The organism is Streptomyces sp. NPDC005820, assembly GCF_040630255.1.
In the GTDB taxonomy this organism is placed as follows: Bacteria; Actinomycetota; Actinomycetes; order Streptomycetales; family Streptomycetaceae; genus Streptomyces.
This window is the reverse complement of record NZ_JBEXXE010000004.1, coordinates 325,006-350,160: the sequence shown is the minus strand read 5'-3', so window position 1 is coordinate 350,160 and position 25,155 is coordinate 325,006. Positions and strand designations below refer to the sequence as shown.

Here is a 25,155-nt window from a genome sequence, read left to right as displayed (position 1 = left end):
AAACGCCCGGTTACATTCCGAACCCGGAAGCTAAGCCTTACAGCGCCGATGGTACTGCAGGGGGGACCCTGTGGGAGAGTAGGACACCGCCGAACAATCATTCCGGGAAACCCCCGCACCGTATGGTGCGGGGGTTTTCTGCGTTTAGGGTCTGTTGTATGCGCTACGACCTGGTGATCTTCGACAACGATGGGGTCCTGGTGGACAGTGAACCCATCTCCAACCGGCTGCTGGCCGCCTATCTCACCGAGCTCGGGTACCCCACCAGCTACGAGGACTCGATCCGGGACTACATGGGGTCGGCGATGCACCGGGTCCACGACCTGGTCGAGGCGCGGACGGGGGAGCGGCTGCCGGCCGAGTTCGACGACGTCTTCCACCGGAGGGTGTTCGCGACCTTCGAGCGGGAGTTGGAGGCCGTGGGCGGGGTCGTGGACGTACTGGAGAAGCTGGAGGCGGACGACGTGCCGTACTGCGTGGCGTCCTCCGGTAGTCATGAGCGGATTCGGGTGGGGCATCGGACGACGGGGCTGGACCGGTGGTTCGACGAGGGGCGGATCTTCAGCGCGCAGGACGTGGGGAAGGGGAAGCCGGCGCCTGATCTGTTCCTGTACGCCGCCGAGCGGATGGGGGTGGCCCCCGGGCGGTGTGTGGTCGTGGAGGACTCGCCGCTCGGGGTGCAGGCGGCGGTGGCGGCCGGGATGGACGTGCTCGGGTTCACCGCGATGACCCCGGCCGCGAAGCTCGGCGGCGCCACGCAACTCTTCTCCGGCATGGGCGAGTTGGCGGGGCTGCTGGCCTGACATTTGTCATGCCGAGTTGCTTACGATCGTTTCTACTGGCGGACCCCTCCCGGCGGCGAAGCTGAGGGCATGACGACGAACGCGGTCCCCCAGGGTCAGAAGAAGACGAACGCCTTCGCGCCGCTCCTCATGGACGTGGCGGTGCCGATCGGGTCGTACTACCTGTTCAGGAACGCGTTCGGGATGAGCACGTTCGCGGCGCTCGCCTGGAGCAGCGTCGGGCCGGCGGTCCGGACGGTGTGGAGCGTGGTCAAGGAGCGCAGGGCCAACGGGCTCGCCGGGCTGATCCTGGGGGTGAACGTCGTCGGGCTGCTGCTCAGCTTCGTCGCCGGTGACCCGCGGCTGATGCTCGCCAAGGACAGCGCGGTCAGCAGCACGGTCGGGATCGGGATCCTCGTCTCCGTGTGGCTGGGGAGGCCGATGATGACCGCCGGGCTCAAGCCGTTCCTGGTGAAGGGCAAAGCCGACCGGGAGGCCGCGTGGGAGCGGCTGCTGTCGGGCGGGTCGGCGCGCTCTGCGGCCTTCCTGCGGGCCGAGCGGGTCTACTCGGTGGTCTGGGGCGTCGTTCTGCTGGCGGAGTGCGTGGTGCGGGTCGTGGGGGCCTACACGGTGCCTGTGGACACGATGGTGTGGCTGGGGTCCGTGGTGATGGTCGTGGCGATCGGGACCGGGGTCGTGGTGAGCGGCGGGCTGGCGGCGGGGCCGATGGTGGGGATGATCGGTGCGGAGATCGCCGCCGGGACGGCCGAAGAGAGCGGGGTGGAGGTGCCGGTGCTCGTCGCCGCGCGGTAAAGCTGAGGGAAACTCATCTTTGGCTGGATCTACCCACGAGTACGCCGGGGCCCTACGCTCGCCGCCATGACAGAAGTGCTGCGGCGCGGTAGGGCCTCATTGGCGTTCAGTTTCTTTGCGCAGGGAGCCGCGTTCGCTCTGCTCGTGACCCGGATTCCGGCGATCCAGGACCGGTACGGCGTCTCGGACGGGCAGCTGCCGATCTTCCTCGCCGCCGTGCCCGTGCTGGCCGGGGTCGGGAGCGTGACGACCGAGCAGCTGGTGAAGCGGATACCCGCGAGCCGGCTGCTGCGCTGGTCCCAGCCGGTGGTGCTGCTGGCGCTGGTCGGGGTGGGGTCGGGCGACGCGATGGCCGCGCTGGCGCTCTCGCTGGCCGTCTTCGGGCTCGCCGTGGGGGCGCTCGACGCCTCGATGAACATGCTCGGGGTGAGCCTGCAGCGGACGTACGGGCGCAGCATCATGCTGAGCTTCCATGCGGCGTACAGCCTCGGTGGGATCGTGGGGGCCTCGCTGGCGTGGGTGGGGGCGCACTGGCATCTCGCGCTGTGGCTGTCGTATCTGCCGGTGGTGGCGGTGCTGCTGCCGGCGGCGCTCGTGGCGAGTCGGTGGTACGTGGACGGGGATGCCGGGGGAGCGGTGGCTGGGGCCGGGGCGGCCGGAGACGTGGAGGACGAGAAGTCCCGTGGCGGCTCGGGTGTGGTGTTCAAGCTGTTGCTGCCCCTGTGTCTGGTGATGTCCTTCGCCTACATCGGGGACTCGACCGTCTCCAACTGGAGCGCGAAGTATCTGACGGATGTGCTCGGGAGCAGTGAGCAGCTGGCGACCGTGCCGTACAACGTGTACATGGTGACCACGCTGGTCGGGCGGGCCATCGGGGACTTCGGGGTACGGCGGTTCGGGGCGGCGGCCGTGGTGCGGCTGGGGGCGCTGGTGGCGGCGGCCGGGTTCGCGGTGGTCGCCGTGGCGCCGGGGGCCTGGGTGGGGATGGGCGGGTTCACGCTGGTGGGGCTGGGGCTGTGTGTGCTGGTGCCGCAGACCTTCGCGGCGGCGGGGCGGTTGTTCCCGGGGGCGTCGGATGCGGCGATCGCGCGGCTCAACGTCTTCAACTACGTCGGGTTCCTGGTGGGGTCGCCGTTGGTGGGGGCGTTGGGGGACGCGTGGAGCTATCGGGGGGCGATGGTGGTGCCGATGGTGTTGGTGCTGGTGACGTTGGTGTACGCCAGGTCGTTCGTCGCTCAACCGGACCGATACGGTGGCGGGCATGAGCGGCCGCGCACAGCTGATGTGGGACGAGGCAGTAACGGGCTATGACTTCGGTCCGGACCATCCGATGGATCCGGTACGGCTGGAGCTGACCCGGTCGTTGGTGGGTGCCCTGGGGCTCGACCGGGAGGTGGAGGTCGTACGGGCCAAGCCGGCCGGTGAGTCCACCCTGCGGCTGGTGCACCGGGCGGACTACGTCGAGGCCGTGAAGGCGGCTTCGGCGGATCCCGCGGCGGCGGATCAGGGGTATGGGCTGGGGACGATGGACGATCCCGCGTTCGCCGGGATGCATGAGGTGTCGTCGGTCATCGCGGGGTTGTCGGTGGGGGCGGCGGAGGCGGTGTGGCGGGGGGACGCGCTGCACGCGGTGAACTTCGCGGGTGGGTTGCACCATGCGATGCCGGGGAGTGCGTCGGGGTTCTGTATTTACAACGACGCGTCATTGGCCATTGCTCGGTTGCTGGAGTTGGGGGCTGAGCGGGTCGCGTATGTGGATGTGGACGTGCATCACGGGGACGGGGTGCAGGCCGCGTTCTGGGAGGATCCGCGGGTGCTGACGATCTCGTTGCACGAGCATCCTCGTACGTTGTTTCCGCAGACCGGGTGGCCGGAGGAGACCGGGGTGGGGGCCGGGGAGGGGTCGGCGGTGAATGTGGCGTTGCCGGCGGGGACCGGGGATGCGGGGTGGTTGCGGGCGTTTCATGCGGTCGTGCCGGAGCTGATCGCTGATTTCCGGCCGGATGTGCTGGTGACTCAGCATGGGGCCGATACGCATTTCGAGGATCCGTTGGCGCATTTGGCGGTGTCGCTCGATGCGCAGCGGGCTGTGCAGGTGGCTTGTCATGAGTTGGCTCATGAGTACGCCGGGGGGAAGTGGGTCGCGTTGGGTGGGGGCGGGTACGCGGTGGTGGAGGTGGTGCCGCGGTCGTGGGCGCATCTGGTGGGGATCGTGGCGGGGCGGGAGGTGGCGCCGGAGACGGTGATTCCGGAGGGGTGGCGGGCGGAGGTGTTTGCTCGGACTCGGCAGTTGGCGCCGGTGCGGATGAGTGATGGGCGGTGGCCGGTGGAGTGGGGGGCGTGGGAGGCGGGGTACGACCCTGCGGATCGGTTGGATCAGGCGGTGTTGGCTGCGCGGCGGGCTGTTTTTCCGTTGCGGGGGTTGTTGGCGTAGGGGCCTTTGCCCACCCACCCACCCACCCGACTCGGTCGGGTGAGAGATCCCCGTTCTCCGGGGCTCCGCCCCGGGCCCCGGCGGGGGCTGCGTCCCCTGCGCCCCTCGTGGGGCTCAGGTTCCTCGCACTCCTCGTGGGGCGATTTGGGTTGGGTGAGCGGTGCCCAGGTTTCGGGGCTCTGCTCCGGGCCCGGGCGGGGACTGCGTCCCCTGTGCCCCTTGTGAGGCTCTGTCCCTGCATCCCTCGCGGGGCGATTGGGTTGGGTGAGCGGTGCCCATGGTTCGGGGCTCTGCCCCTGGGCCGTTCCCGGCCTCTCCTCCTTACGCCAACCGTGTCCCCTTACCGCCGTTTTGTGTGTTGAGGGGGGTTTGTGCGGGAGTATCGGGAGGGTGTTGAGGCATGTGGGTGGGATTCGGGGTTATCTGCTGGGGGTGGGGTTGGCGGGGGTGGTGGGGACCGGGCGGGACAAGAGTCTGCGGAGGTATCGGGGGTTTGCTGCTCGGGATCCTCGGGTCTTGATCGGGGTTGATCCCCAAGGGGATTGGGGGGTGGGGGAGTTGGTGGGGTTGATGGCCGAGAAGTGTGGGGTTTCGGACGATCCGTTGTGTGTTTCAGGGCAGGATGTGATTGATCCCGAGCGGACCGTTGCCGCGCTGGACGCCTTCGGGGAGCGGGTGGGGGCGGTTGCCCAGCGTGGTGGGCGCGTGTTGCTCGGGACCGGGCACCCGGACCGGCTGCTGGGCTTCTACGCCGGACTTGCGGACGCTTTGTCGACGGTGGGATGTACTGTCCTCACCCCAGCGCAGGGTCACTGTGTCGACATAACGACCCGGTTCGGTCTACGTACGTGCAATCTCGACTATGTCGGAGGGGTTGGGGTTGTGCGGGAGTGCGGTAGTGAACGCGCCGGTTGTGCGACCCCTGTGCACAGTCATTCCCCGCTGCCGGTTCGGGTGGCGCTCGGGGCGGCCGCCGAGGCCGGCGGGGGGCTGCCGGATCTTGTGATCGGGGATCATGGCTGGGTCTGCGGTGCAGGTCAGCTGGGGGTTGAGGCCATCGGGCTGGCCGATACGGACGACCCGGCTCCGTTCGTGGGGGAGGCGGAGGGGGTCGTATCCGTCGTCGTTCCACTTGATGACGGCGCGCGGTCCGATTACTACCTGCCGCTGACCCGCTACGTACTCAATCGAGCGTGTCTGTCACAGTAGGCCTGCGATGGGTGCACCTCTTCCCCACTCGCATCACACGCCCCTACATTGGGGAGTGAGCACGCAACGACGAAGAGTCACCGGAAGGGGAAGCCGGTGGCCGTCGAGTGCGGAAGGTTCAGGTGTGTCATGGCTGCAGCAGGCGAAAGGCCTCTGAACGAGGTTCAGTTCCTTACCGTGGCGGAAGTCGCCTCGGTGATGCGAGTGTCCAAGATGACCGTGTACCGGCTGGTGCACAGTGGTCATCTGCCCGCGATCCGGGTGGGGCGGTCCTTCCGCGTCCCCGAGCAAGCGGTCCACGAGTACCTCCGCGAGAGCTATGTGGGGGTGGAAACCGCCTGACGGACGGCGATCGTGGAGGGGGTCGGCACAGCGCACAGGGCACCTCGACCCCCTCCGGAGCCCTCGATTACGACCTCGGCGCTCGGGCGGGTAGGCTGGCCCCTCGTAGGTCGTATGGGCCCATGGCGCCCAAACACCGAGTGATGAGAAGTGAGCGAGGGTAGTCGTGGGCTCTGTTATCAAGAAGCGGCGCAAGCGGATGGCCAAGAAGAAGCACCGCAAGCTGCTCAAGCGCACGCGCGTTCAGCGTCGTAACAAGAAGTAAGGCTCTGCCTTAGTTCTTCGCGACGCGCGAGCCGCGGAAGCGTGGTGTGGCCCCCAGTCGGTTCTGCCGCCGGGGGCCACACGCATGTCCGGGTGGTGTGCGGTGGGCTGAATGCTGTGCGTATGGCTGGACGGGCGCCGATCCTCGCCGTCACTTCGTGCATCGGGCGGTCATCACAGCGCAACATCGACCCGATAGGTTGGTTTGCACACGGGGAACGCGGCAGGGTACGAGCAGTGCATCAGTGCGGACGAGAGGAAGGCGCTGGTCTTGGGGAAGGTCGTGCTCGTGACCGGAGTGGCCCGCCAGTTGGGGGGCCGGTTCGTCCGACGGATTCAGCGTGACCCCGACGTCGAGCGGGTCATCGGGGTGGACGCCGTGCGGCCCGAGCACCATCTGGGCGGTGCCGAGTTCGTCCAGGCCGACATCCGGCAGCCCACCATCGCCCGGGTGCTGGCCGAGACCGGCGCCGACACGGTCGTACACCTCGATGTGACGGCTACAGCGTTGGGCAGCGGCAGCCGGACCACGGTCAAGGAGACCAACGTCATCGGGACCATGCAGCTGCTCGGCGCCTGTCAGAAGTCGCCCAGTGTGAAGCGGCTGGTCGTGAAGAGCAGCACCAATGTGTACGGGTCCGCGCCTCGGGATCCCGCCGTGTTCACCGAGACCACCTCCGCCAAGTCACTGCCCAGCGGTGGGTTCGCCAAGGACACCGTGGAGGTGGAGGGGTATGTGCGCGGGTTCGCGCGGCGGCGGCCGGATGTGGCGGTGTGTGTGCTGCGGTTCGCGAACATTCTCGGGCCGACCGCCGAGACGCCGCTCGCCTCGTACTTCGCGCTGCCCGTGCTGCCGACCGTGTTCGGCTACGACCCGCGGTTGCAGTTCGTGCACGAGGACGATGTGATCGAGGTGCTGCGGATCGCCTCGCACGAGCCGGTGCGGGGCACGCTCAACAGCGGGACATTCAACATCGCCGGGGACGGGGTGCTGCTGCTGTCGCAGTGTTCGCGGCGGCTCGGGCGGCCCACGGTACCGTTGCTGCTGCCGGCCGTCACCTGGGCGGGGTCGCTGGTGCGGACGCTGGGGATGACGGACTTCTCGCCCGAGCAGATCCGGCTGCTGACCCATGGGCGGGTCGTGTCGACCACGCAGATGCGCGAGACGCTCGGGTTCGAACCGCGGTACACGACGGCGGAGACGTTCGCGGACTTCGCGCGCAGCCAGGGGCCCGGGCTGTTGCCGCCCGAGGCCGTCGCGCGGGCCGTCGAGCGGATCGGCGCGCTGCCGCTTGCCCGAAGCGGCCCCGGCGGCGGCTCCGGCGGCCCCGGCAGCGGCCCCGGCCCCTCCGTGGCCCACCCCCCGACGCCGAGCGCCAACTGAGGAGCGCATCAACGATGGCGGACGCCAAGGTCATTCCGTTCGACGACGACCGGACCCGCGGGGGCGCTTCGGCGCGGCCGCCGCGGCGCCGGAGCGCGGGGAGCCGACGCAAGAACGGCGAGCCCGTACCGGTCCGTGAGCTCGGTGAGGCCGGTGAGATCGGCGAGGTCCAGCCCCTGCCCACCAGGGCTGTTGGGCAGGATGATGTTCCTGTGACGACGGATGCGCGGGACGAGGGGGGCCTGGAGCGGCGTATCGCGGGCGGGCTGTCCTTCCTGCGGCGCCGGCTCACGGGTGACTACGAGGTCGACGACTTCGGCTACGACGAGGAGCTCACCGACCAGGTCCTGATGTCGCTGCTGCGGCCGGTGTACGAGAAGTACTTCCGGGTCGAGGTGAAGGGCATCGAGAACATCCCGGCGGAGGGTGGGGCGCTGATCGTCGCCAACCACTCCGGGACGGTGCCGCTGGACGGTCTGATGATGCAGGTCGCCGTCCACGACCGGCATCCGGCCGGGCGTCATCTGCGGCTGCTGGCCGCGGATCTGGTGTTCGTGCTGCCGGTCGTGAACGAGTTGGCGCGCAAGCTCGGGCACACCCTCGCCTGCTCGGAGGACGCCGAGCGGCTGCTCGGGGCGGGGGAGCTGGTCGGGGTGATGCCGGAGGGCTTCAAGGGCATCGGCAAGCCCTTCAGCGAGCGCTACAAGCTCCAGCGGTTCGGGCGGGGCGGTTTCGTCTCCACGGCGCTGCGGCAGGGGGCGCCGATCATCCCCTGCTCGATCGTGGGGGCGGAGGAGATCTACCCGATGATCGGCAACGCGAAGACGCTGGCGCGGGTGCTCGGATTCCCGTACTTCCCGCTGACGCCGACCTTCCCCTGGCTCGGCCCGCTGGGGGCGGTTCCGCTGCCGACCAAGTGGACGATCCAGTTCGGTGAGCCGATCCCGACGGACGGCTATCCGCCGGAGGCGGCGGAGGACCCGATGCTGATGTTCAACCTGACGGACCAGGTACGGGAGCAGATCCAGCACACGCTGTACAAGTTGCTTGTGCAGCGGCGGTCGGTGTTTTTCTGACGGGGGTGGGTCCGGGGGTGGGCCGGTGGCGGTGGTGGTGAGAGCCGGCGGACGGAGTCCGGCGCAGCTGTGCGAAGCCTGCGGAGCAGTGCGAGGGCAGCAGACAGGAGGGGCCAAGTTGCTTGTGCAGCGGCGGTCGGTGTTCTTCTGACGCGGGTGGGTCCGGGGGTGGGCCGGTGGCGGTGGTGGTGAGAGCCGGCGGACGGAGTCCGGCGCAGCTGTGCGAAGCCTGCGAAGCAGTGCGAGGGCAGCAGACAGGAGGGGCCAAGTTGCTCGTGCAGCGGCGGTCGGTGTTCTTCTGAGTTGTACGGCGATGGGGGCGCCCCTTCTTGAGGGGCGCCCCCATCGGTCTTGCTAGCTTGCGTCCTCGCTGTCGATGCCCAGGCCTGGGAGGAGGCCGGGGAGGAGGGGTGGGATGGTGACGTCGGGGGCTGTGGACGGGGTGCTTGTCGACGGGGAGGTCGAGGTGCTGCCCTCCGGCTGGTCCAGGAGGCCGCCCGTGCTGCCGCCCAGGAGGCCGTCGTCGGTCGTGCCGGAGCCGGCCGACTTGCTGGGGCTGCTGCCCGTGCCCGCGCCGCCGGTCTGGGAGGTGTCGCCGGTGCTGGGGCTCGTCGAGCGGCCGGTGCCGGGTGAGGTGCCGGTGGACGCGGAGCCCGAGCCCTGTCTGCCGGTGCCGCCCTGGGCGGGGGGACGGGGGAGCAGGGACTGCAGCGGGGCGACCTCTTCGTCTATGGCCTCGAAGACCGACGAGACCTGTTGACTCACATCGCCCAGCTGGACCGGGAGCTTCTCGCGCAGGCTGCCCCAGGCCTCACGGTGGGAGCGGGAGAAGGCTTCCAGGGCCTGGATGGGGCCCAGGGAGTCCGGGTCGCGCTCGTACGCCTCGTGGAGCAGGCGGTGGCCCTCGGAGGCGTCGTGCTGCATACCGCTGAGGGCGCGGCGGATCTCGCCGAGGGACTCGTGGTCGAGGTGGCCGCCGCGACCGCGCTCCATGAGGCGGCGGGCCTCGCTGAGCCGGGTGGAGGCCTGGTCGAGGTAGGTCCGGCCGCGCTCGTCGTCGCCGTCGGACAGATAGGTGAGTTTGAAGTCCTCGATGCCGCGTTTGAGGCCGTAGAGCCCGTCACCGGGGAGGGCGTCGGAACTCGCGGCCGCCACCCCGCCGAAGGCCCCCGCGGCCACGCTCACGCTCAGGCCGCCCGCGGTGAGGCCCTTGGCGATCCGGCTGCGCGGCCGGAGCTTTCCCAGGGGGCTCGCCCGGTGCGCGCCGCCCTTGGCACGGTGGGAGCGCTGTTCGGGTACCGGCCTGTCCGCCGCCTCGCCTCCCACGGTGCCCGCCTGCAGCATGGCCTCCATCGCGGCGACCAACTGCGCCCGCTGGACGACCTTGACCTCGGGGTCGAGCTCCGGTTTGGGCAGCTCGGCGAGACTCGTCGCGAGGGCCAGGAGGCGGCCCTGCTCGGTCTGGTCCGCAGCGGCCGGTGCCGGCGGCGATCCTTCGGTCTGCTCGGCCGCCGTGCCCTGGTCGGACTGCTCCTCCAGGGCCTGGGCGAAGGCGTTCGCCCGCCGGTGCGCCGATACGTTCGCGATCACTGGCGGCACCTCCTCTCGTCATGACGGTCGACTCCCTGGGAATCTCGGGGGTTGCACGGCCCGTTCTGCTTTCCCTCGATCGAGTGATCGGGGTCGGCCGGGACGTGACCACAGGGAGCCTGTATCCCGCACAACGACTGGCGCGGCACTTGGGTTACGGACGGCGGATGATCGGATCGGGAAGGCAACGGACTTTCACTGAGCGTGAGTTGGGGATTGCCGACGGTGGGTGCGCCGGCCCGGGCGGGACCGGCGCCGCTCTCAGCGGGCGTCGTCCGGCAGGAGGCGGGCGAGGGTGCGGACGGCGCGGTACTGGAGGGTCTTGATGGCGCCCTCGTTCTTGCCCATCACCCGCGCGGTCTCGGCGACGGACAGGCCCTGCAGGAAGCGGAGGGTGACGCATTCCTGCTGCTGGGGGTTGAGCCGGCGTACGGCGTCCAGCAGGGCGGCGTTGGAGAGGGACTCCAGGACGGAGTCCTCGGGTGAGCGCTCGACCTCGTTGGCGTCGAGCATCTCGCCGGTGGTGACCTCCAGCCGGAAGCGGCTGGACTTGAAGTGGTCGGCGACGAGGTTGCGGGCGATGGTGACGAGCCAGGCGCCGAAGTCGCGGCCCTGCCAGGTGAAGGTGCCGATGCGGCGCAGGGCGCGCAGGAACGTCTCACTGGTGAGGTCCTCGGCGGTCGCCTTGCCGCCGACGCGGTAGTAGATGTAGCGGTAGACGGTGTCGCTGTACTGGTCGTACAGGCGCCCGAACGCGTCCGCCTCGCCGGCCTGGGCGCGTTCGACGAGGTCCATCATCCGGGCGCTGTCGCTGTCGGCCGCGGGGCGGCGGGCCGAGGTGGCCGGGCCGTTGGCCGAGCGTCCTCTTCTGCCGACCGCGGCGCTGCTTTCCGCCAGCGCGTAGCACGGGCCCGCGGGTCCCGCCGGGACGGCGGTGGCGAGGGCGGGGACGCCGTACGCGGTGGGGACGCGCAGCGACTCTTTGATCGTGGCGACTGTTGCGCGCAGCGTAGCCAGGCCCGAGGCGTCAACCCCGACGTGTGGGTACACGGGACTCCCAGAGGCAGAGCTTCCATCACGTGCAGTGCGGGACCTTTCACCCGTCGTAGCGACAGGAGGGGTACCGGTTTGCGTCTGAGGAGAATAACGCTTCGTGCAGGCGCTGCTACACCGAGTTGCTCAAAACTTCGATTACGTCGCTTCTGTGCCCGATTGGTGTGCGGTCAAGTTGCGCAGGGTGAGCGGTTATTGATCGGAAAGGTTTGAGTTTTGGGTCGGTCCGGGGTGTGTTGTGGCTGTGCGCGGACAACGCGAATAGACGGCCGTAGTGGGGGGTACGACCGTCTTTTTGGTGCGAGGTGGGACCGGTTACCGGCGTCGCTTGTGCAGGGCGATCGCCGCTGCCGTGCCTCCGGCCACCGCTCCTACGCCCGCCGCCGCCGGAATGCCGACCTTCGCCGCCTTGCGGCCCGTGCGGTAGTCGCGGAGGCGCCAGTCGAGGCCCCGGGCGTGTTTGCGGAGTTTGGAGTCGGGGTTGATGGCGTAGGGGTGGCCGACGAGGGAGAGCATCGGGATGTCGTTGTGGGAGTCGCTGTAGGCGGCGCAGCGGGAGAGGTCGAGGCCCTCCGCCGCGGCCAGGGCGCGGACCGCCTCCGCCTTGGCGGGGCCGTGCAGCGGCTCGCCGACGAGCTTGCCCGTGTAGACGCCGTCGACCGACTCGGCGACCGTGCCGAGGGCGCCGGTGAGGCCGAGGCGGCGGGCGATCACCGTGGCGATCTCCACCGGGGCGGCTGTGACCAACCACACCTTCTGACCGGCGTCCAGATGGGCCTGGGCGAGGGCCCGGGTGCCCGGCCAGATGCGCTCGGCCATGTACTCGTCGTAGATCTCCTCGCCGATCGACATCAGCTCGGCGACGCGGTGGCCCTTGACGATGGACAGGGCCGAGTCGCGGGCGTCCTGCATGTGCTCGGGGTCCTCGAGGCCGGCCAGCCGGAACCAGGCCTGCTGCCAGGCGAACCGGGCCAGGTCGCGGGTCTCGAAGAACTTGCGTTTGTACAGGCCACGGCCGAAGTGGAACAGGGAGGCGCCCTGCATCACCGTGTTGTCCAGGTCGAAGAAGGCGGCGGCCAGCGCGTCGCCGGGGACCGGGAACTGCGGTTCGGCCCCTTCTTCTTCCGGTGCCTGGTGCTGTTCTTCCTGAGTGGACTTGCGGGCGGCCTCAGCCGAGGCCTCGCCAGCCAACACGCTCCGCGCCGTGGCGGAGCGCCTACGGGGGGTGAGCCATCCGAGAGCGGCCATGGCGTGAGCATAGCCAGTTTGTTCGGTGGTTCCGGAGCCACGAGGTTCGGAGGGTGTGAACTCTCCGCGACCGCACCGTTAAAGAGGTGGGAGGAACAGGCGGGAGAATGGGCCGTATGAGTCCCCTCTTTCGACGGAAGGGGCCGGCCCCGCAGGACCGGCTCGTCACGCTCATCGGGAAGCCCGACTGCCATCTGTGCGAGGACGCGCAGGCCGTGATCGAGAAGGTGTGCGGCGAGCTCGGCGTGTCCTGGGTGAAGAAGGACATCACCCAGGACAAGGCGTTGCACGACGCGTACTGGGAGCAGATCCCCGTCGTCCTCGTGGACGGGAGGCAGCACACCTTCTGGCGTGTCGACGAGACGCGCCTGCGCAAGGAACTGGCCGGCTAGGAGCGGCCGGCCAGGACTGGCCGACCGGGAACTGACCGACGAGTACAAGACTGGCCCGGGTGTCGCTTAGGATCGATGGCGCTTTGGTCTCGGGGGCGGGATTCACGAGGAGTGTGTCGGTTTTGCCCCCACGGATGCTCCCGGGGATGTCCCTGGGAACGACGCGCGTGACCCCGGTCACGTTGGCCGGGCAAAACGGACACCATCTTTGTGCACGCGTTCACAAAGACATAGCCTGCTGTCGACGGGGCGGTCTGGGTACGTGTGACCGCCCGCAGCCCCGCTCTACCCGCAGGAGCACCGTGGCAACTGGCCGAACTCACCGACCGGCGACCCGTAGCCGAGGGATTCCCGAGGCCACCGTCGCCAGGCTTCCGCTGTACCTCCGCGCGCTGACCGCACTGTCGGAGCGCTCGGTACCCACGGTCTCCTCCGAGGAACTGGCCGCGGCGGCGGGGGTCAACTCCGCCAAGCTGCGCAAGGACTTCTCCTACCTGGGTTCCTACGGAACGCGCGGTGTCGGCTACGACGTCGAGTATCTCGTCTACCAGATCTCCCGTGAGCTCGGGCTCACCCAGGACTGGCCGGTAGTGATCGTCGGCATCGGAAACCTGGGGGCCGCCCTCGCCAACTACGGCGGGTTCGCCTCCCGCGGCTTCCGGGTCGCCGCCCTCATCGACGCCGACCCGGCGATGGCCGGGAAGCCCGTCGCCGGCATCCCCGTCCAGCACACGGACGACCTGGAGAAGATCATCACGGACAACGGCGTGTCGATCGGTGTCATCGCCACGCCCGCCGGTGCCGCCCAGCAGGTCTGCGACCGGCTCGTGGCCGCCGGCGTCACCTCCATCCTGAACTTCGCGCCGACCGTCCTGTCCGTCCCGGACGGCGTCGACGTGCGCAAGGTCGACCTCTCCATCGAGCTGCAGATCCTCGCCTTCCACGAGCAGCGCAAGGCCGGCGAGGAGAGCGCCGCCCACGAGGGGGCCGCACCGCCGCCCGTGGCCCACGACGAGACCACCGACCAGGGGCCCGACGGGGACGTACCCGCCGTGATGCCGGCATGAGTCTCCTCGTCGTCGGGCTGAGCCACCGCAGCGCACCCGTCAGCGTCCTGGAGCGGGCCTCCCTCTCCCCGGACGCGCAGCTCAAGCTGCTCCAGGACACGGTCGCCGCCGAACCGGCCGCCGAGGCCGCCGTCCTCGCCACCTGCAACCGCATCGAGCTCTACGCCGACGTGGACAAGTTCCACGCCGGTGTCGCGGAGCTGTCCACGCTGCTCGCCCAGCACAGCGGGGTGGGTCTCGGGGAGCTGACCCCCTACCTCTACGTCCACTACGAGGACCGGGCCGTCCACCATCTGTTCTCGGTGGCCTGCGGGCTGGACTCCATGGTCGTCGGCGAGGGGCAGATCCTCGGGCAGCTCAAGGACTCCCTGGCCAGGGCGCAGGAGCTGCACACCGCCGGCCGGCTGATGAACGACCTGTTCCAGCAGGGCCTCAGAGTCGGCAAGCGCGCCCACTCCGAGACCGGCATCGACCGCGCCGGCCAGTCGCTGGTGACGTTCGGGCTGGAACAGCTCGCCGCCGGCGGAGACGTGCGGGACTGGGCGCGGGGCAAGCGGGCGCTGGTCATCGGAGCCGGCTCGATGTCGTCCCTCGCCGCCGCGACCCTGGCGCGCGCGGGCGTCGCCGAGGTCGTCGTCGCCAACCGCACCTTCGACCGCGCCGAACGCCTCGCCCGGATACTGAGCGAGGACGAGAACACGGACGTGGCGGCCCGCGCGGTCCCGATCGCATCGGTGCCGGCCGAGCTGACACGTGCCGACGTCGCCGTCTCCTGTACGGGCGCGACGGGACTCGTCCTCACGGCGGAGGCCATCGCGGCGGCCGTCGAGGGCCGCACCGGCGAGCCCGTCGTCTTCGACGAGGAGACCCCCTCGGCACGGCCCCTGCCGCCGACCTCGATCGGCACCGACGAGGGCTGCCCGCTGGACCTGTCCGCCGTGCAGCAGCAGCCCGGGTTCTCCGTGATGGGCGAGGCCGCCGTGGCCGGCATGGACGCGGCGACCCTGGAACAGCACGCGGCCTGGGTCGACAACGCGACCGTGGACCGCCGCACCGCCGGCCGCCGCGGCCCCGAGGCCGAAGCCGAACTGATCACCGCGCTCGCCGCCACCGCCGCCACCGTCGGCCGCATCCCCGAGCGCCGCAGACCCGAGCCGGTCGCCACCCCCGTACGCCCCGCACCGGTGCTGTCCCTGCTCGACCTCGCGATGCCGCGGGACGTCGACGCCGCCGCGCACCGGCTGGCCGGGGTGCGCCTCGTCGACATCGAGTCGCTCGCCGAGGCCTCCGCAGACGCTCCGATGGCCACCGACGTGGACCTCGTACGGCGGATCGTCGCCGACGAGGTCGCCGCGTTCGGCGCCGCCCAGCGCGCCGCGCACATCACGCCGACCGTGGTCGCGCTGCGTTCGATGGCCGCGGACGTCGTCGCGAACGAGATCGCCCGCCTCGAAGGGCGGCTGCCCGGCCTCGACGACAGGCACCGCGCCGAGATCACCCAGACCGTCAAGCGCGTCGTCGACAAGCTGCTGCACGCGCCGACCGTCAGGGTCAAGCAGCTCGCGGCCGAACCCGGCGGCGCCGGGTACGCGGATGCGCTGCGGACCCTGTTCGACCTCGACCAGGAGGCGGTGGCCGCCGTGTCCCGGGCCGAGGACAGCACCGAGAAGAACGCAGAGAACCGAGGGCCGGCATGAGCGGCATGAGTACGAGAGCACTGAGGCTCGGGACCAGGCGGAGCACACTCGCCATGGCCCAGTCCGGGCAGGTCGCGGACGCCGTGCGCCGGGTCACCGGCCGGCCGGTCGAGCTCGTCGAGATCACCACCTACGGCGATGTCTCCCGCGAGCACCTCGCGCAGATCGGCGGCACCGGTGTGTTCGTCACGGCCCTGCGCGACGCGCTGCTGCGGGGGGAGGTCGACTTCGCGGTTCACTCGCTGAAGGACCTGCCGACCACGCAGCCCGAGGACCTGGTCCTGGCCGCCGTACCGGTGCGCGAGGACCCCCGCGACGTGATCGTCGCCCGGGACGCGCTGAAGTTCACCGACCTGCCGCGCGGTTCGCGCATCGGCACCGGTTCGCCGCGCCGCATGGCGCAGCTGAACGCGTACGCCCGCGCCCACGGGCTGGACATCGAGACGGTCCCGATCCGTGGCAACGTCGACACGCGCATCGGATACGTCAAGGGCGGCGAGCTGGACGCGGTGGTGCTGGCCGCCGCGGGCCTGAGCCGCATGGGACGGATCGACGAGGTCACCGACTTCCTGTCGATAGACACCGTGCTGCCCGCCCCCGGCCAGGGAGCCCTGGCCATCGAATGTGCCGCGCACGACGCGGACCTGATCGCCGCGCTCGGCGCGCTCGACGACCCGTTCACCCGGGTCGCCGTGGCCGCCGAACGGTCACTGCTCGCCGCCCTGGAGGCCGGTTGCAGCGCCCCTGTGGGCGCGCTGGCCGACCTCCTGGCCGACGGGCAGATTGTCAAGGAAATGCGCCTGCGGGCCGTCGTCGGGACCACCGACGGCACCCGTACGGTGCAGCTGTCCACCACCGGTCCCGTGCCCGAGACGCACGACCGGGCAATGGCGCTCGGTCGCGAACTCGCCGCCGAGATGCTCGCCCAGGGCGCGGCCGGTCTGATGGGGGAGCGAGCACAGTGAGCCCCACCGCCCTTCCTGCCGCCGCCGTTCCTGAGCACGGGCACGTCACCTTCCTGGGTGCCGGACCCGGGGATCCGGGACTGCTGACTCTGCGCGCCGTGGAGGCGCTGGCGAACGCGGACGTCCTCGTCGCCGAGCACGAGGTGCTCGACGTCGTACGGACGCACGCGCGGCCCGGCGTGTCCGTCGTGAACGCGGAAACCGGTCCCTCTTCGGACCCGCTTCCGGGCACGGGCACGCCTGTCCCCAAGCTTGTTGACGGCACGTCAACGAGCGTCGAAGTACCCGCTGTGCGGGATGCCTCACATCTTGTCATGGAGGCCGCACGGGGCGGCAGGCGGGTCGTCCGTGCGGTGTCCGGGGACCCGGGACTGGATACGTACGCCGCGGAGGAAATGCTCGCCTGCGCCGCCGCCGGGGTGCCGTTCGAGGTGGTCCCGGGCGTGGCGGCGGCCGTCGGCGTGCCCGCGTACGCCGGTGTGCCGCTGCGGGACGCGCAGGGCGCCGACGTCCGGTTCGTGGACGCGCGCACCGCGTCCGACCGCTGCTGGACGGAGGTCGGCGCGTCCGACGGCACGGTGGTCGTCTCCACGACCCTCGACTCCGTCGCCGCCGCGGCGGGCGAGCTGGTGTCCGCGGGCCGCAAGCCCGACACCCCGATGACGGTCACGGTCGCCGGTACGACGACCCGTCAGCGCACCTGGTCGGCGACGCTCGGCACGATCGCGCAGACGCTGAAGCAGGCGAAGGTGCTGCCCTCGCCGGACGGCGGCCGCCCGGTGATAGCCGTGGTCGGCGAGCGTTCCGCCCCCGCCCAGCGCGCACAGCTGGCCTGGTTCGAGTCCAAGCCGCTGTTCGGCTGGAAGGTCCTCGTGCCGCGCACGAAGGAGCAGGCGGCGTCGCTCTCCGACCAGCTGCGGTCCTACGGCGCCGTGCCGCACGAGGTCCCGACGATCGCCGTCGAACCGCCGCGCACGCCCCAGCAGATGGAGCGGGCCGTGAAGGGCCTGGTGACGGGCCGCTACGAGTGGATCGCCTTCACCTCCGTCAACGCGGTCAAGGCCGTCCGGGAGAAGTTCGAGGAGTACGGCCTCGACGCCCGCGCCTTCGCGGGCATCAAGGTGGCCGCGGTCGGCGAGCAGACCGCCAAGGCGCTGATCGCCTTCGGCGTGAAGCCGGATCTGGTGCCGAGCGGTGAGCAGTCGGCGGCGGGCCTGCTGGAGGACTGGCCTCCCTACGATCCCGTCTTCGACCCGATCGACCGCGTCTTCCTGCCGCGCGCCGACATCGCCACGGAGACGCTGGTCGCCGGGCTGATCGAGCTGGGCTGGGAGGTCGACGACGTGACGGCCTACCGGACCGTGCGGGCCTCGCCGCCGCCGGCGGAGACCCGGGAGGCGATCAAGGGCGGCGGCTTCGACGCCGTGCTCTTCACCTCGTCCTCGACCGTACGGAACCTGGTGGGCATCGCCGGGAAGCCGCACAACGTGACGGTGATCGCCTGTATCGGCCCGGCGACGGCCAAGACGGCCGAGGAGCACGGGCTGCGGGTGGATGTGATGGCTCCCGAGCCGTCCGTGCACAAGCTGGCGGAGGCGCTGGCCGACTTCGGGCTGCGGCGGCGGGCTGCCGCGCTGGAGGCCGGGGACCCGGTGACGCGGCCGAGCGAGCGTCGGCCGGGGGCGCGCCGCAGGCGGGCTACGTAGCAGCCTGTTCGTGGTCCGCCCCGAGGGCTTTCGCCCCGGAGGCCCCTTGCGCGCCCCGCCGTCTCTGTCGGAGACGGCGGGGCGTTCTTCATGAGCAGGGGCCGCAAGCCGAACACCTCAGTCAGCAACTGTCGCTTCCAGGCCGGGAGTTGCACCGCTCACCGCACAGTTTTGACGTGGACGCGTACGCGAGGGGTGAACTAGTGTTCGTATCACTCCGGCATCACAAATACCAACAGTGGTGCGCCGCCTCATGGAGCAGGGGAATCGTGTTCAAGTCAAAGCTCGCTCGTGCAACGCTGGTCGTCAGTGCGTCCGCCACCCTGGTCGTGGGGATGTCTTCCTCGGCGCAGGCCATCACCAACGAGACCGTCTCCCTTCCGGATGGCCGTGGTTACATGCACTTCCACGACGACGGCGATGTGTTCTCGGTCTGTGACACCAGAGCCGATGGGCACGGAGTGACCGGCAATCTGATCAATGCCGACAACGCGGTCGTGTTCACCCTCAAGGACGATACCGACGACGGCTGCGGCAAGAAGGGATACAACGTCGGCATCCGCGCCGTCCGGATGGAGATCTGGTGGGATGGCGACTTCTCGAAGGTGTACTACTCCGACTGGTTCCGCGAGTAAACCGCGGGTGCGTTGGCTCTGGGGCTGCTCCGGTGTTGCGGGAGCAGCCCCCTTCGTTGTCTTTCCCGCTCGCCGGCCAGAACCCCGTCCCATTCGTCCTGCCCGTGGTGGTACGAGCATGGCTCCCGATCCGCATGCCCGCGCGGCGCTCAAGGCGTCCTCCCAGGCGGCGCGACCGGCCACGGACCGCGGCGGTGCTCGAGCGGGATCTGCCCGCCGACCGGATCGGGCTGCTGAACCTGGCCACGGGCGGTCAGAGGCGGACTTCGCCGAGCGGCCGGTCAAGAACAGCGGGCAGGCCCTCGCCGGCGGACGTCAGGGCTTCTCCCGGAGCCGGTCCTGTCCCCCGACGGGAACCTGGTGAACGGCGACTTCGTGGGGGACGCGAAGACGGGCAAGCGGGCCGCGGTGGTCCCCGGCCGGCAGCTGCTCGCATGGGCCGACAACAGCGACCTCATCGCCTGGCGGCGCGATCCCGAGCGCTGCAGCCCCGGAGGGGGTGAGTCCCGGAACCAACTGCTCCTGGTCGGCCTGGACGGCAAGACCACTCCTCAACGCGGCGGCGGCGGGCCACCTGAGCAGGCATGACGGTGGCGGCCTTCACGATCACTCCGGTCGTGAAGGCCGCCGCCGTTTCCGCCTCTGGAGGCCGTGCTACTTGATGTAGATCAGGCCGTCCGTGGTGACGGTCGGGCGGCCGCTGGTGCCCACGACCACGATCTTGATCGTGTGTTTGGCGCTGCTCGACCAGGTCTTGGTCCAGATGGCCTGGCGGTACAGGGTGGTGGAGGACTTCAGGTCGACCGTCGCGGTCTTCACACCGTCGACGTAGACGTACGCCTGCCCGGAGGTGGCCGCGCGGGAGACCACCCAGGCGGCGGAACGGCCGGTGAAGGTCCAGGTCAGGGACGCGCCCTTGGTGCCGCTGGAGTACGACTTGCCGCCGAGGTAGCTGGTCGACGAACGGCTGGTCCAGGTGCCGGACTTCGTCGCCGAGGTCTCCTGGAGGATCACCGGGGTCGAGGAGAGCGAGGCCGTGCGGTAGTTGCCGGCGTAGTCGTAGGCCCGCAGCGACCAGGTGGTCGCGGTGCCGGGCTTGGCCGTACGGCTGGAACCGGTGACGGTCGGGCCGAAGGTCGCGGTGGTGGGCGCGAGCAACTGCACCGAGCGCAGGGCCTTGTCGTCGGTGGCCTTCCAGCCCAGGGTGACCGGGACGGCGGTGGCGCTCGCGGTGCCGGTGCGCAGGGAGAGCTTCGGGGCGGTGGTGAAGGTCGGTGCCGTCGTTTCCGCCACGACGTTCAGTGCGGCGGTCGTCGTCACCTTGCCGGACTGGTGCACGGCGCGTACGGCGAGGGTGTGGCTGCCCGCCGGGAGGGTGGCGCTCGCGGACGTGGCCGTCCCGGCCGTGGTCGCGACCGCCTTGCCGTCGGCCAGCAGTTCGACCTTCGAGATCAGCGTGCCGGGCGTGGTCGTCGTCCACTTCACGGTGACGGCGCCCTTGGTGTAGTACGTCGAGCCCGACAGGGTCGCGCCGCCGGCCACCGAGGTGACCTTCAGGCCCTGCACCGGACCGGCGGCCCAGGCGCGGACGGTCGGCAGCTGGTCGTAGAGGAGACCGCCGGGGCACTGGGTGTTGTAGCCGTCACGGTGACCGGAGATCCGGTTGAAGGTGTACGGGCTGCCCGAGGTGAAGCTCTTGCCGAAGAAGTTCGTCTGGGTGGCGCCCGCCGTCAGCTGGACGGTCCCGGCCGGGTCGGCGCCGTACTGGCCGAGCTTCCAGGCCGCGAGGCGGGCGATGGAGGTCAGCGCGGCGTCGGTGGCCTTGGTCTGGGTGTAGTCGCCGATGACGGCGACGGCCGCGGACTGACGGTTCCAGCCGTAGGTGTGGGCGCCGAGCACCGGCAGGTCCACACCGCCCTTGCGGCCCTCGTACAGGGTGCCGCACTTGTCGACGAGGAAGTTGTAGCCGATGTCCTTCCAGCCGCTGACCTGCACGTGGTACGCGTAGATGCTGCGGATGATCGCCGGCGTCTGGTCGCAGGTGTAGTCGTTGGTGCCGTCCGTGTGGTGCACGAACATCACCCTGACGTCGTCGTTGTACTCCGGCGCGTCCGGGCTGATCGACTCGTCGGCGCCCCAGTCGGCGCGGGAGCGGATCGGCGGCTCGGGGACCGTGGACTTCGGGGCGGTGGGGGTCGTGGGGGTCGTGGCGGACGCGGAGGCGGTGGTGGACGGGCTCGTGCTCGGGGTGGCGGTTTCCGACGGGCTCGCGGACGTCGTGTCCGTCGGGGAGACGGAGGGAGAGGCCGTGTCGGTGGCCGTGGCGGACGGGTCGGCGGTGTCGGTGGCCGTCTCGGAGGCGGTGTCACCGGGGGTCGGGTCCAGGACGAACCCGGCGGGCTCGGTGCCGGTCCGCGTCTCGGCGTCGGTCGCGACTCCGGGGTCGACCAGGTCGACCCGCAGCCCCTTGGGCAGCGCGGCCGTGGTGGTGCCGTCCTTGCCGACGACCTGCACCTGGACGCCGTCGGACGGGCCGACCCAGACCGGCTCCGAGGCGCCGCGCACCTTCGGTCCCGGCCGGTCCAGCGGGTCGACGTCCAGCTCCAGGTCGTGCCAGGCGCTCCACTCGCCGGTCGCCACACTGCGGGTGCGCACCTGCGCGGTGCCGGTCAGCCGCTTGCTGCCGCCGGTCCAGGTGACGCCGAGCAGCGAGAACTCCTCGGTGTCCGTGCGCGGCAGCTCCCGGCGGTCGGCCGTGGCGCCCTTCAGGGCGAGGCCGTAGACCTTCACCGGCCGCTTGTGCCGGGCGCCCTGGTCGGCGGGCTGGCCGGCGACGGCGTACGTCACCACGCCCCCGCTGCCCAGCAGCACCGCGCCCAGCGTCAGCCAGGCTCTCCTGCGCATGCTCAGCGGCTTGTACGCGCGCGTCCCACCCCGGCGTCTACGTCGACTCACGACGAACCCCACCCCTATGTCATCAAAAAGTTCACTTGGGGCACAGCTGTCCAGCAGATGGCCCATACACAGAGCGGAGGGTGGCCGGAAAGTGTCACACCCGGGCGCGTACCGGGGCCGACTCGGCGTCGGCAAAGGCGGGGCCGGGACGGGCGTAGCGTGGACGCATGACGACGTACGGATCCTTCCCCGGTTCGCGGCCGCGGCGGCTGCGAACCACCCCCGTCATGCGGCGCATGGTCGCCGAGACCCGGCTGCACCCGGCCGACTTCATCCTTCCCGCGTTCGTGCGGGAGGGCGTGAGCGAGCCGGTGCCGATCCAGGCGATGCCCGGGGTCGTGCAGCACACCCGCGACAGCCTGAAGAAGGCCGCACTGGAGGCGGTGGAGGCCGGGGTCTCCGGGATCATGCTCTTCGGTGTGCCGGAGGAGTCCAAGAAGGACGCCCTGGGGACGCCGGGGACCGACCCGGACGGCATCCTCCAGGTCGCCCTGCGGGACGTGCGGGCCGAGGTCGGCGACGACCTGCTCGTGATGTCCGACCTGTGCCTGGACGAGACCACCGACCACGGGCACTGCGGGGTACTGGACGAGCAGGGGCGGGTCGACAACGACGCGACCCTGGAGCGGTACGCGGAGATGGCGCAGGTGCAGGCCGACGCCGGGGCCCATGTGGTGGGGCCCAGCGGGATGATGGACGGGCAGATCGGCGTCGTCCGCGACGCGCTCGACCAGATCGGGCGGGAGGACGTCGCGATCCTCGCCTACACCGCGAAGTATTCGTCGGCGTTCTACGGCCCCTTCCGGGAGGCCGTGGGGTCCTCGCTGAAGGGCGACCGCAAGACGTACCAGCAGGACCCCGCCAACGTCCGTGAGTCCCTGCGGGAGCTGGCGCTGGACCTGGAGGAGGGCGCCGACATGGTGATGGTCAAGCCGGCCGGTCCCTACCTCGACATCCTGGCCAGGGTCGCGGACGCGGTGGACGTGCCGGTGGCGGCCTATCAGATCTCCGGCGAGTACTCGATGGTCGAGGCCGCCGCGGAGAAGGGCTGGCTCGACCGCGACCGGGCGATCTTCGAGACGCTCACCGGGATCAAGCGGGCGGGGGCGCGGAACATCCTCACCTACTGGGCGACGGAAGCGGCACAGAAGCTGCGCTGAGGGCTGTGCCGTCGGGTCGGTGCGGCGCCGGCGTGGCTTGTCGCGCCCCGCGGCGGAGCCGCATATCGATAGAGTCCCGCGCCCCTGCGGTGCCGGACGGGCCCTCGTCTCGTAGGCCCTGGCCGTCGTTGCAGGCGGTGAGGGTCAGGGCGGCCGTCGCGGTGAGGACGGCGGCGAGGAGACGGATACGGAGTTCAGGCATGGGGCAAGCCTGAGTCGTAGCGCCCCCGACCTTCCACACCTGCCGGGCAACTCGGGACGCCGGTCCGGTCCCATAGTGGCTGACCTGCGGAAACGACGTCCCTTCGGGACGGGCTGTGGGACGCGGTCCGGATGCCGGAAAGCCGGGTGTAGGCGGCACGTATCTCTCTAGGGTGCGGTCATGACACTCGCACCCGTCTCACCGCCGGCCCTGGCCGCCCGAGCCCGGTCCACCGGGGGCTCTCCCGTCCGGGACATCCTCGCCGTCACCGCCCGCCCCGAGATGATCAACTTCGCGGGCGGGCTGCCCGCCCCGGAACTCTTCGACCGCGAGGGCGTGGCCGCGGCCTTCCGGCACGTCCTGGAAGAGACCCCGGCGCAGGCACTGCAGTACGCCACGACCGAGGGCGAGCCCGCGCTGCGCGAGGCGCTCGCGGCCCGCACCTCGGCACGGGGCCTCACCACCACCGCCGCCGACCTCCTCGTCACCACCGGCAGCCAGCAGGCCCTCTCCCTCCTCGCCACGGCCCTCCTCGACCCCGGCGACACCGTCCTCGTCGAGTCACCCTGCTACCTCGCCGCCCTCCAGGTCTTCGCCCTCGCGGGGGCCCGGATCGTCGCCGTGCCGGGAGACACGGACGGGCCCGACCCCGAGGCCCTCGCGGACCTCGTGGTGCGGGAGCGGCCCAAGCTGCTCTACACCGTCCCCACCTTCCAGAACCCCACCGGCCGCACCCTGCCCGCCGACCGCCGCGCCGCGCTCGCCTCCGTCGCCGCCCGCCACGGCCTGTGGATCGTCGAGGACGACCCCTACGGCGAACTCCGCTACGACGGTGAGCGCGTCCCCTGGATCGCCGCCCACCCCGACGCCCTCGACCGCACGGTGCTGCTCGGCTCCTTCTCCAAGGTCATGGCCCCCGGCCTGCGACTGGGCTGGCTGCGCGGGCCCGCCGAGCTGCGCCGCGCCTGTGTCGTCGCCAAACAGGCCGCCGACCTGCACACCCCGACCGTCAACCAGCTCGCGGCGGCCCGCTATCTGGCGGTCAGCGACCTCGACGCGCATGTGGCGAAGGTGGCCGCCGTCTACCGCGAGCGGCGGGACGCCATGCTGGCGGGGCTGGGAGAGGCGCTGCCGGAGGGATCGGTGTGGAACCGGCCCGACGGCGGCATGTTCCTCTGGGCCCGGCTGCCGGAGCCGTACGACACCGCCGCCCTGCTGCCGCAGGTGGTCCGCCAGGACGTGGCGTACGTCCCCGGCGCCCCCTTCTACGCGGGCGAACCCGACCGCGCCACCCTCCGGCTCTGCTTCGTGACCCAGACGCCGGAGGAGATCGCGGAGGGGCTGCGCAGGCTGGGGAAGGGGCTCAGGGGGTAGGGAGAGCGCTGCTCAGTCCCACCAGAAGTGCCAGGTGCGTTCACCGATGAGCTTTTCGGCGTACGACGACAACGTGTCGTCGTCGCCCGGCAGGACGGTGTAGGAGCAGAACGCGAAGTGTTCGGCGGCGATCGCCTCCGCCTCGGCGAGGCCGGTGGGCGGGGCCGCGACCGAGAGCGCGATGCGGTCGTAGCCGAGGGCGACGACGCGTATGCCGAAGCGGTCCTCCCAGGAGCGCAGGACAGCGCTGAACCGGGCCACGTCCTCGTCCTGGTTCGCCGGGCCCGACCAGCCGAGCGCCGTCGGGATGTCCGCGCTGCGGCGGGCGGCCACCAGGGCGAGGTGCGGCTCCTTGAAGTCGGGGACGCCTTCCGACAGCACGTCGGCGACCTCGGTGGCGCGGGTGTCGGGATCGGCGGCGAGAGTGAGGGGCGCGGCGAGGCCCGGCCACTCCCCGTCCTCCTCCGCCGCGACCTCGGCCCAGTACTCGGCGAGTACCTCATCGGCGTCGTGGTCCCCGGGGTACGACATCTCCTCGGGTGCCAACCCCCAGTCCTCCGGCCCGCCCTGACCGCTGCCCAGGTCCACGAGAACGGGCAGCAGCCCCGCCCGTCCGGCGGGCCGGCCCAGGGCCTTCCACGAACCGGACGCCGCCTGCTGCTCGGCGTGCCACAGCACGACCTCGCCCGTCGTCGCGTCGATCAGCCGCCCCGGCGGCAGTTGAAGCCCCAGCGAACGACCGCTCGGGTCGGAGGCCAGCTTGGGCAGCGGGTTGGGAAGAGTCGCCATGCCGGTGACTGTAGGGGC

The 25,155-nt window shown here is 70.7% G+C and carries 23 protein-coding genes and 1 rRNA gene; 19 read left to right on the top strand and 5 right to left on the bottom strand.

From position 1 onward, the window contains the following. The 10 genes from rrf to ABZ464_RS07400 form a co-directional block, all read left to right on the top strand. A 5S ribosomal RNA gene (gene rrf / locus ABZ464_RS07445) occupies positions 1–95 on the top strand; the annotation flags it as partial. Between the two features lie 63 nt (positions 96–158). Beyond that, on the top strand, positions 159–803 hold the full coding sequence (locus ABZ464_RS07440; protein ID WP_359272227.1) for an HAD family hydrolase: 645 nt from the start codon (positions 159–161) through the stop codon (positions 801–803). A 69-nt stretch (positions 804–872) separates the two neighbouring features. Continuing rightward, entirely contained in the window at positions 873–1,595 is a 723-nt protein-coding gene (locus ABZ464_RS07435) for a VC0807 family protein (protein WP_359272224.1), read from the top strand. A gap of 66 nt (positions 1,596–1,661) precedes the next feature. Then, a complete protein-coding gene (locus tag ABZ464_RS07430) occupies positions 1,662–2,906 on the top strand; it encodes an MFS transporter (RefSeq protein WP_359272221.1) in 1,245 nt (414 codons plus the stop codon). Beyond that, positions 2,857–4,029 carry an acetoin utilization protein AcuC gene (locus ABZ464_RS07425; protein ID WP_359272217.1) on the top strand — a complete coding sequence of 391 codons (1,173 nt, stop codon included), beginning with the start codon at positions 2,857–2,859 and terminating at the stop codon, positions 4,027–4,029. Before ABZ464_RS07430 ends, ABZ464_RS07425 begins: the two co-directional genes overlap by 50 nt. 393 nt (positions 4,030–4,422) lie before the next feature. Continuing rightward, positions 4,423–5,238 (top strand): phosphatase, encoded by an 816-nt coding sequence (locus ABZ464_RS07420; protein WP_359272265.1) that lies wholly within the window; start codon positions 4,423–4,425, stop codon positions 5,236–5,238. 129 nt (positions 5,239–5,367) lie between these two features. Continuing rightward, positions 5,368–5,580, top strand: a complete 213-nt coding sequence (locus tag ABZ464_RS07415; protein WP_004984898.1) for a helix-turn-helix domain-containing protein — start codon at positions 5,368–5,370, stop codon at positions 5,578–5,580. Positions 5,581–5,746: 166 nt separating this feature from the next. After that, positions 5,747–5,845, top strand: coding sequence for an AURKAIP1/COX24 domain-containing protein (locus tag ABZ464_RS07410; protein ID WP_003948845.1), 99 nt, complete (start codon positions 5,747–5,749; stop codon positions 5,843–5,845). A gap of 270 nt (positions 5,846–6,115) precedes the next feature. Beyond that, positions 6,116–7,228, top strand: coding sequence for an NAD-dependent epimerase/dehydratase family protein (locus ABZ464_RS07405; RefSeq protein WP_359272214.1), 1,113 nt, complete (start codon positions 6,116–6,118; stop codon positions 7,226–7,228). Positions 7,229–7,242: 14 nt separating this feature from the next. Beyond that, positions 7,243–8,304 (top strand): lysophospholipid acyltransferase family protein, encoded by a 1,062-nt coding sequence (locus tag ABZ464_RS07400; protein ID WP_359272211.1) that lies wholly within the window; start codon positions 7,243–7,245, stop codon positions 8,302–8,304. Between the two features lie 354 nt (positions 8,305–8,658). Here the strand turns inward: ABZ464_RS07400 and ABZ464_RS07395 are convergent, their stop codons facing one another. The 3 genes from ABZ464_RS07395 to ABZ464_RS07385 all read right to left on the bottom strand — a co-directional run bounded on the left by ABZ464_RS07395 (position 8,659) and on the right by ABZ464_RS07385 (position 12,195). Further along, positions 8,659–9,894 carry a DUF5667 domain-containing protein gene (locus ABZ464_RS07395; protein WP_359272208.1) on the bottom strand — a complete coding sequence of 412 codons (1,236 nt, stop codon included), beginning with the start codon at positions 9,892–9,894 and terminating at the stop codon, positions 8,659–8,661. 261 nt (positions 9,895–10,155) lie between these two features. Next, positions 10,156–10,944, bottom strand: a complete 789-nt coding sequence (locus ABZ464_RS07390) for an ECF subfamily RNA polymerase sigma factor, BldN family (RefSeq protein WP_359272205.1) — start codon at positions 10,942–10,944, stop codon at positions 10,156–10,158. A 318-nt stretch (positions 10,945–11,262) separates the two neighbouring features. Beyond that, entirely contained in the window at positions 11,263–12,195 is a 933-nt protein-coding gene (locus ABZ464_RS07385; protein WP_359272202.1) for an HAD-IB family hydrolase, read from the bottom strand. Positions 12,196–12,311: 116 nt separating this feature from the next. Here ABZ464_RS07385 and ABZ464_RS07380 point away from each other — a divergent pair, with 116 nt between their 5' ends. The 7 genes from ABZ464_RS07380 (at position 12,312) to ABZ464_RS07350 (ending at position 19,245) form a co-directional block, all read left to right on the top strand. Next, positions 12,312–12,587 carry a glutaredoxin family protein gene (locus tag ABZ464_RS07380; RefSeq protein ID WP_359272199.1) on the top strand — a complete coding sequence of 92 codons (276 nt, stop codon included), beginning with the start codon at positions 12,312–12,314 and terminating at the stop codon, positions 12,585–12,587. Between the two features lie 302 nt (positions 12,588–12,889). Further along, a complete protein-coding gene (locus tag ABZ464_RS07375) occupies positions 12,890–13,654 on the top strand; it encodes a redox-sensing transcriptional repressor Rex (protein WP_359272196.1) in 765 nt (254 codons plus the stop codon). Beyond that, positions 13,651–15,351, top strand: a complete 1,701-nt coding sequence (locus ABZ464_RS07370) for a glutamyl-tRNA reductase (protein ID WP_359272193.1) — start codon at positions 13,651–13,653, stop codon at positions 15,349–15,351. Before ABZ464_RS07375 ends, ABZ464_RS07370 begins: the two co-directional genes overlap by 4 nt. Positions 15,352–15,356: 5 nt before the next feature. Beyond that, positions 15,357–16,316 (top strand): hydroxymethylbilane synthase, encoded by a 960-nt coding sequence (hemC, locus tag ABZ464_RS07365; protein ID WP_359272190.1) that lies wholly within the window; start codon positions 15,357–15,359, stop codon positions 16,314–16,316. Then, the gene (locus tag ABZ464_RS07360) at positions 16,313–18,022 is read left to right on the top strand and encodes a bifunctional uroporphyrinogen-III C-methyltransferase/uroporphyrinogen-III synthase (RefSeq protein ID WP_359272188.1); all 1,710 of its coding nucleotides are present in this window, start codon (positions 16,313–16,315) and stop codon (positions 18,020–18,022) included. The genes hemC and ABZ464_RS07360 overlap by 4 nt, the downstream gene beginning before the upstream one ends. A 269-nt stretch (positions 18,023–18,291) precedes the next feature. Then, positions 18,292–18,657, top strand: coding sequence for a hypothetical protein (locus ABZ464_RS07355; RefSeq protein WP_359272185.1), 366 nt, complete (start codon positions 18,292–18,294; stop codon positions 18,655–18,657). A gap of 360 nt (positions 18,658–19,017) precedes the next feature. Then, a complete protein-coding gene (locus tag ABZ464_RS07350) occupies positions 19,018–19,245 on the top strand; it encodes a hypothetical protein (RefSeq protein ID WP_359272182.1) in 228 nt (75 codons plus the stop codon). Positions 19,246–19,311: 66 nt separating this feature from the next. On the opposite strand, the gene ABZ464_RS07345 is transcribed toward ABZ464_RS07350, so the two are convergent. Further along, positions 19,312–21,561, bottom strand: a complete 2,250-nt coding sequence (locus tag ABZ464_RS07345) for an N-acetylmuramoyl-L-alanine amidase (RefSeq protein ID WP_359272179.1) — start codon at positions 21,559–21,561, stop codon at positions 19,312–19,314. Between the two features lie 218 nt (positions 21,562–21,779). Between ABZ464_RS07345 and hemB the strand changes: the two genes are divergently transcribed. Together hemB and ABZ464_RS07335 are read left to right on the top strand one after the other, a co-directional pair. After that, entirely contained in the window at positions 21,780–22,772 is a 993-nt protein-coding gene (gene hemB, locus ABZ464_RS07340) for a porphobilinogen synthase (protein ID WP_359272176.1), read from the top strand. Between the two features lie 382 nt (positions 22,773–23,154). Then, positions 23,155–24,348 carry a PLP-dependent aminotransferase family protein gene (locus tag ABZ464_RS07335; RefSeq protein WP_359272174.1) on the top strand — a complete coding sequence of 398 codons (1,194 nt, stop codon included), beginning with the start codon at positions 23,155–23,157 and terminating at the stop codon, positions 24,346–24,348. A gap of 12 nt (positions 24,349–24,360) precedes the next feature. Here the strand turns inward: ABZ464_RS07335 and ABZ464_RS07330 are convergent, their stop codons facing one another. Beyond that, positions 24,361–25,137 carry a DUF4253 domain-containing protein gene (locus ABZ464_RS07330; RefSeq protein ID WP_359272171.1) on the bottom strand — a complete coding sequence of 259 codons (777 nt, stop codon included), beginning with the start codon at positions 25,135–25,137 and terminating at the stop codon, positions 24,361–24,363. Between the last annotated feature and the right edge of the window lie 18 nt (positions 25,138–25,155).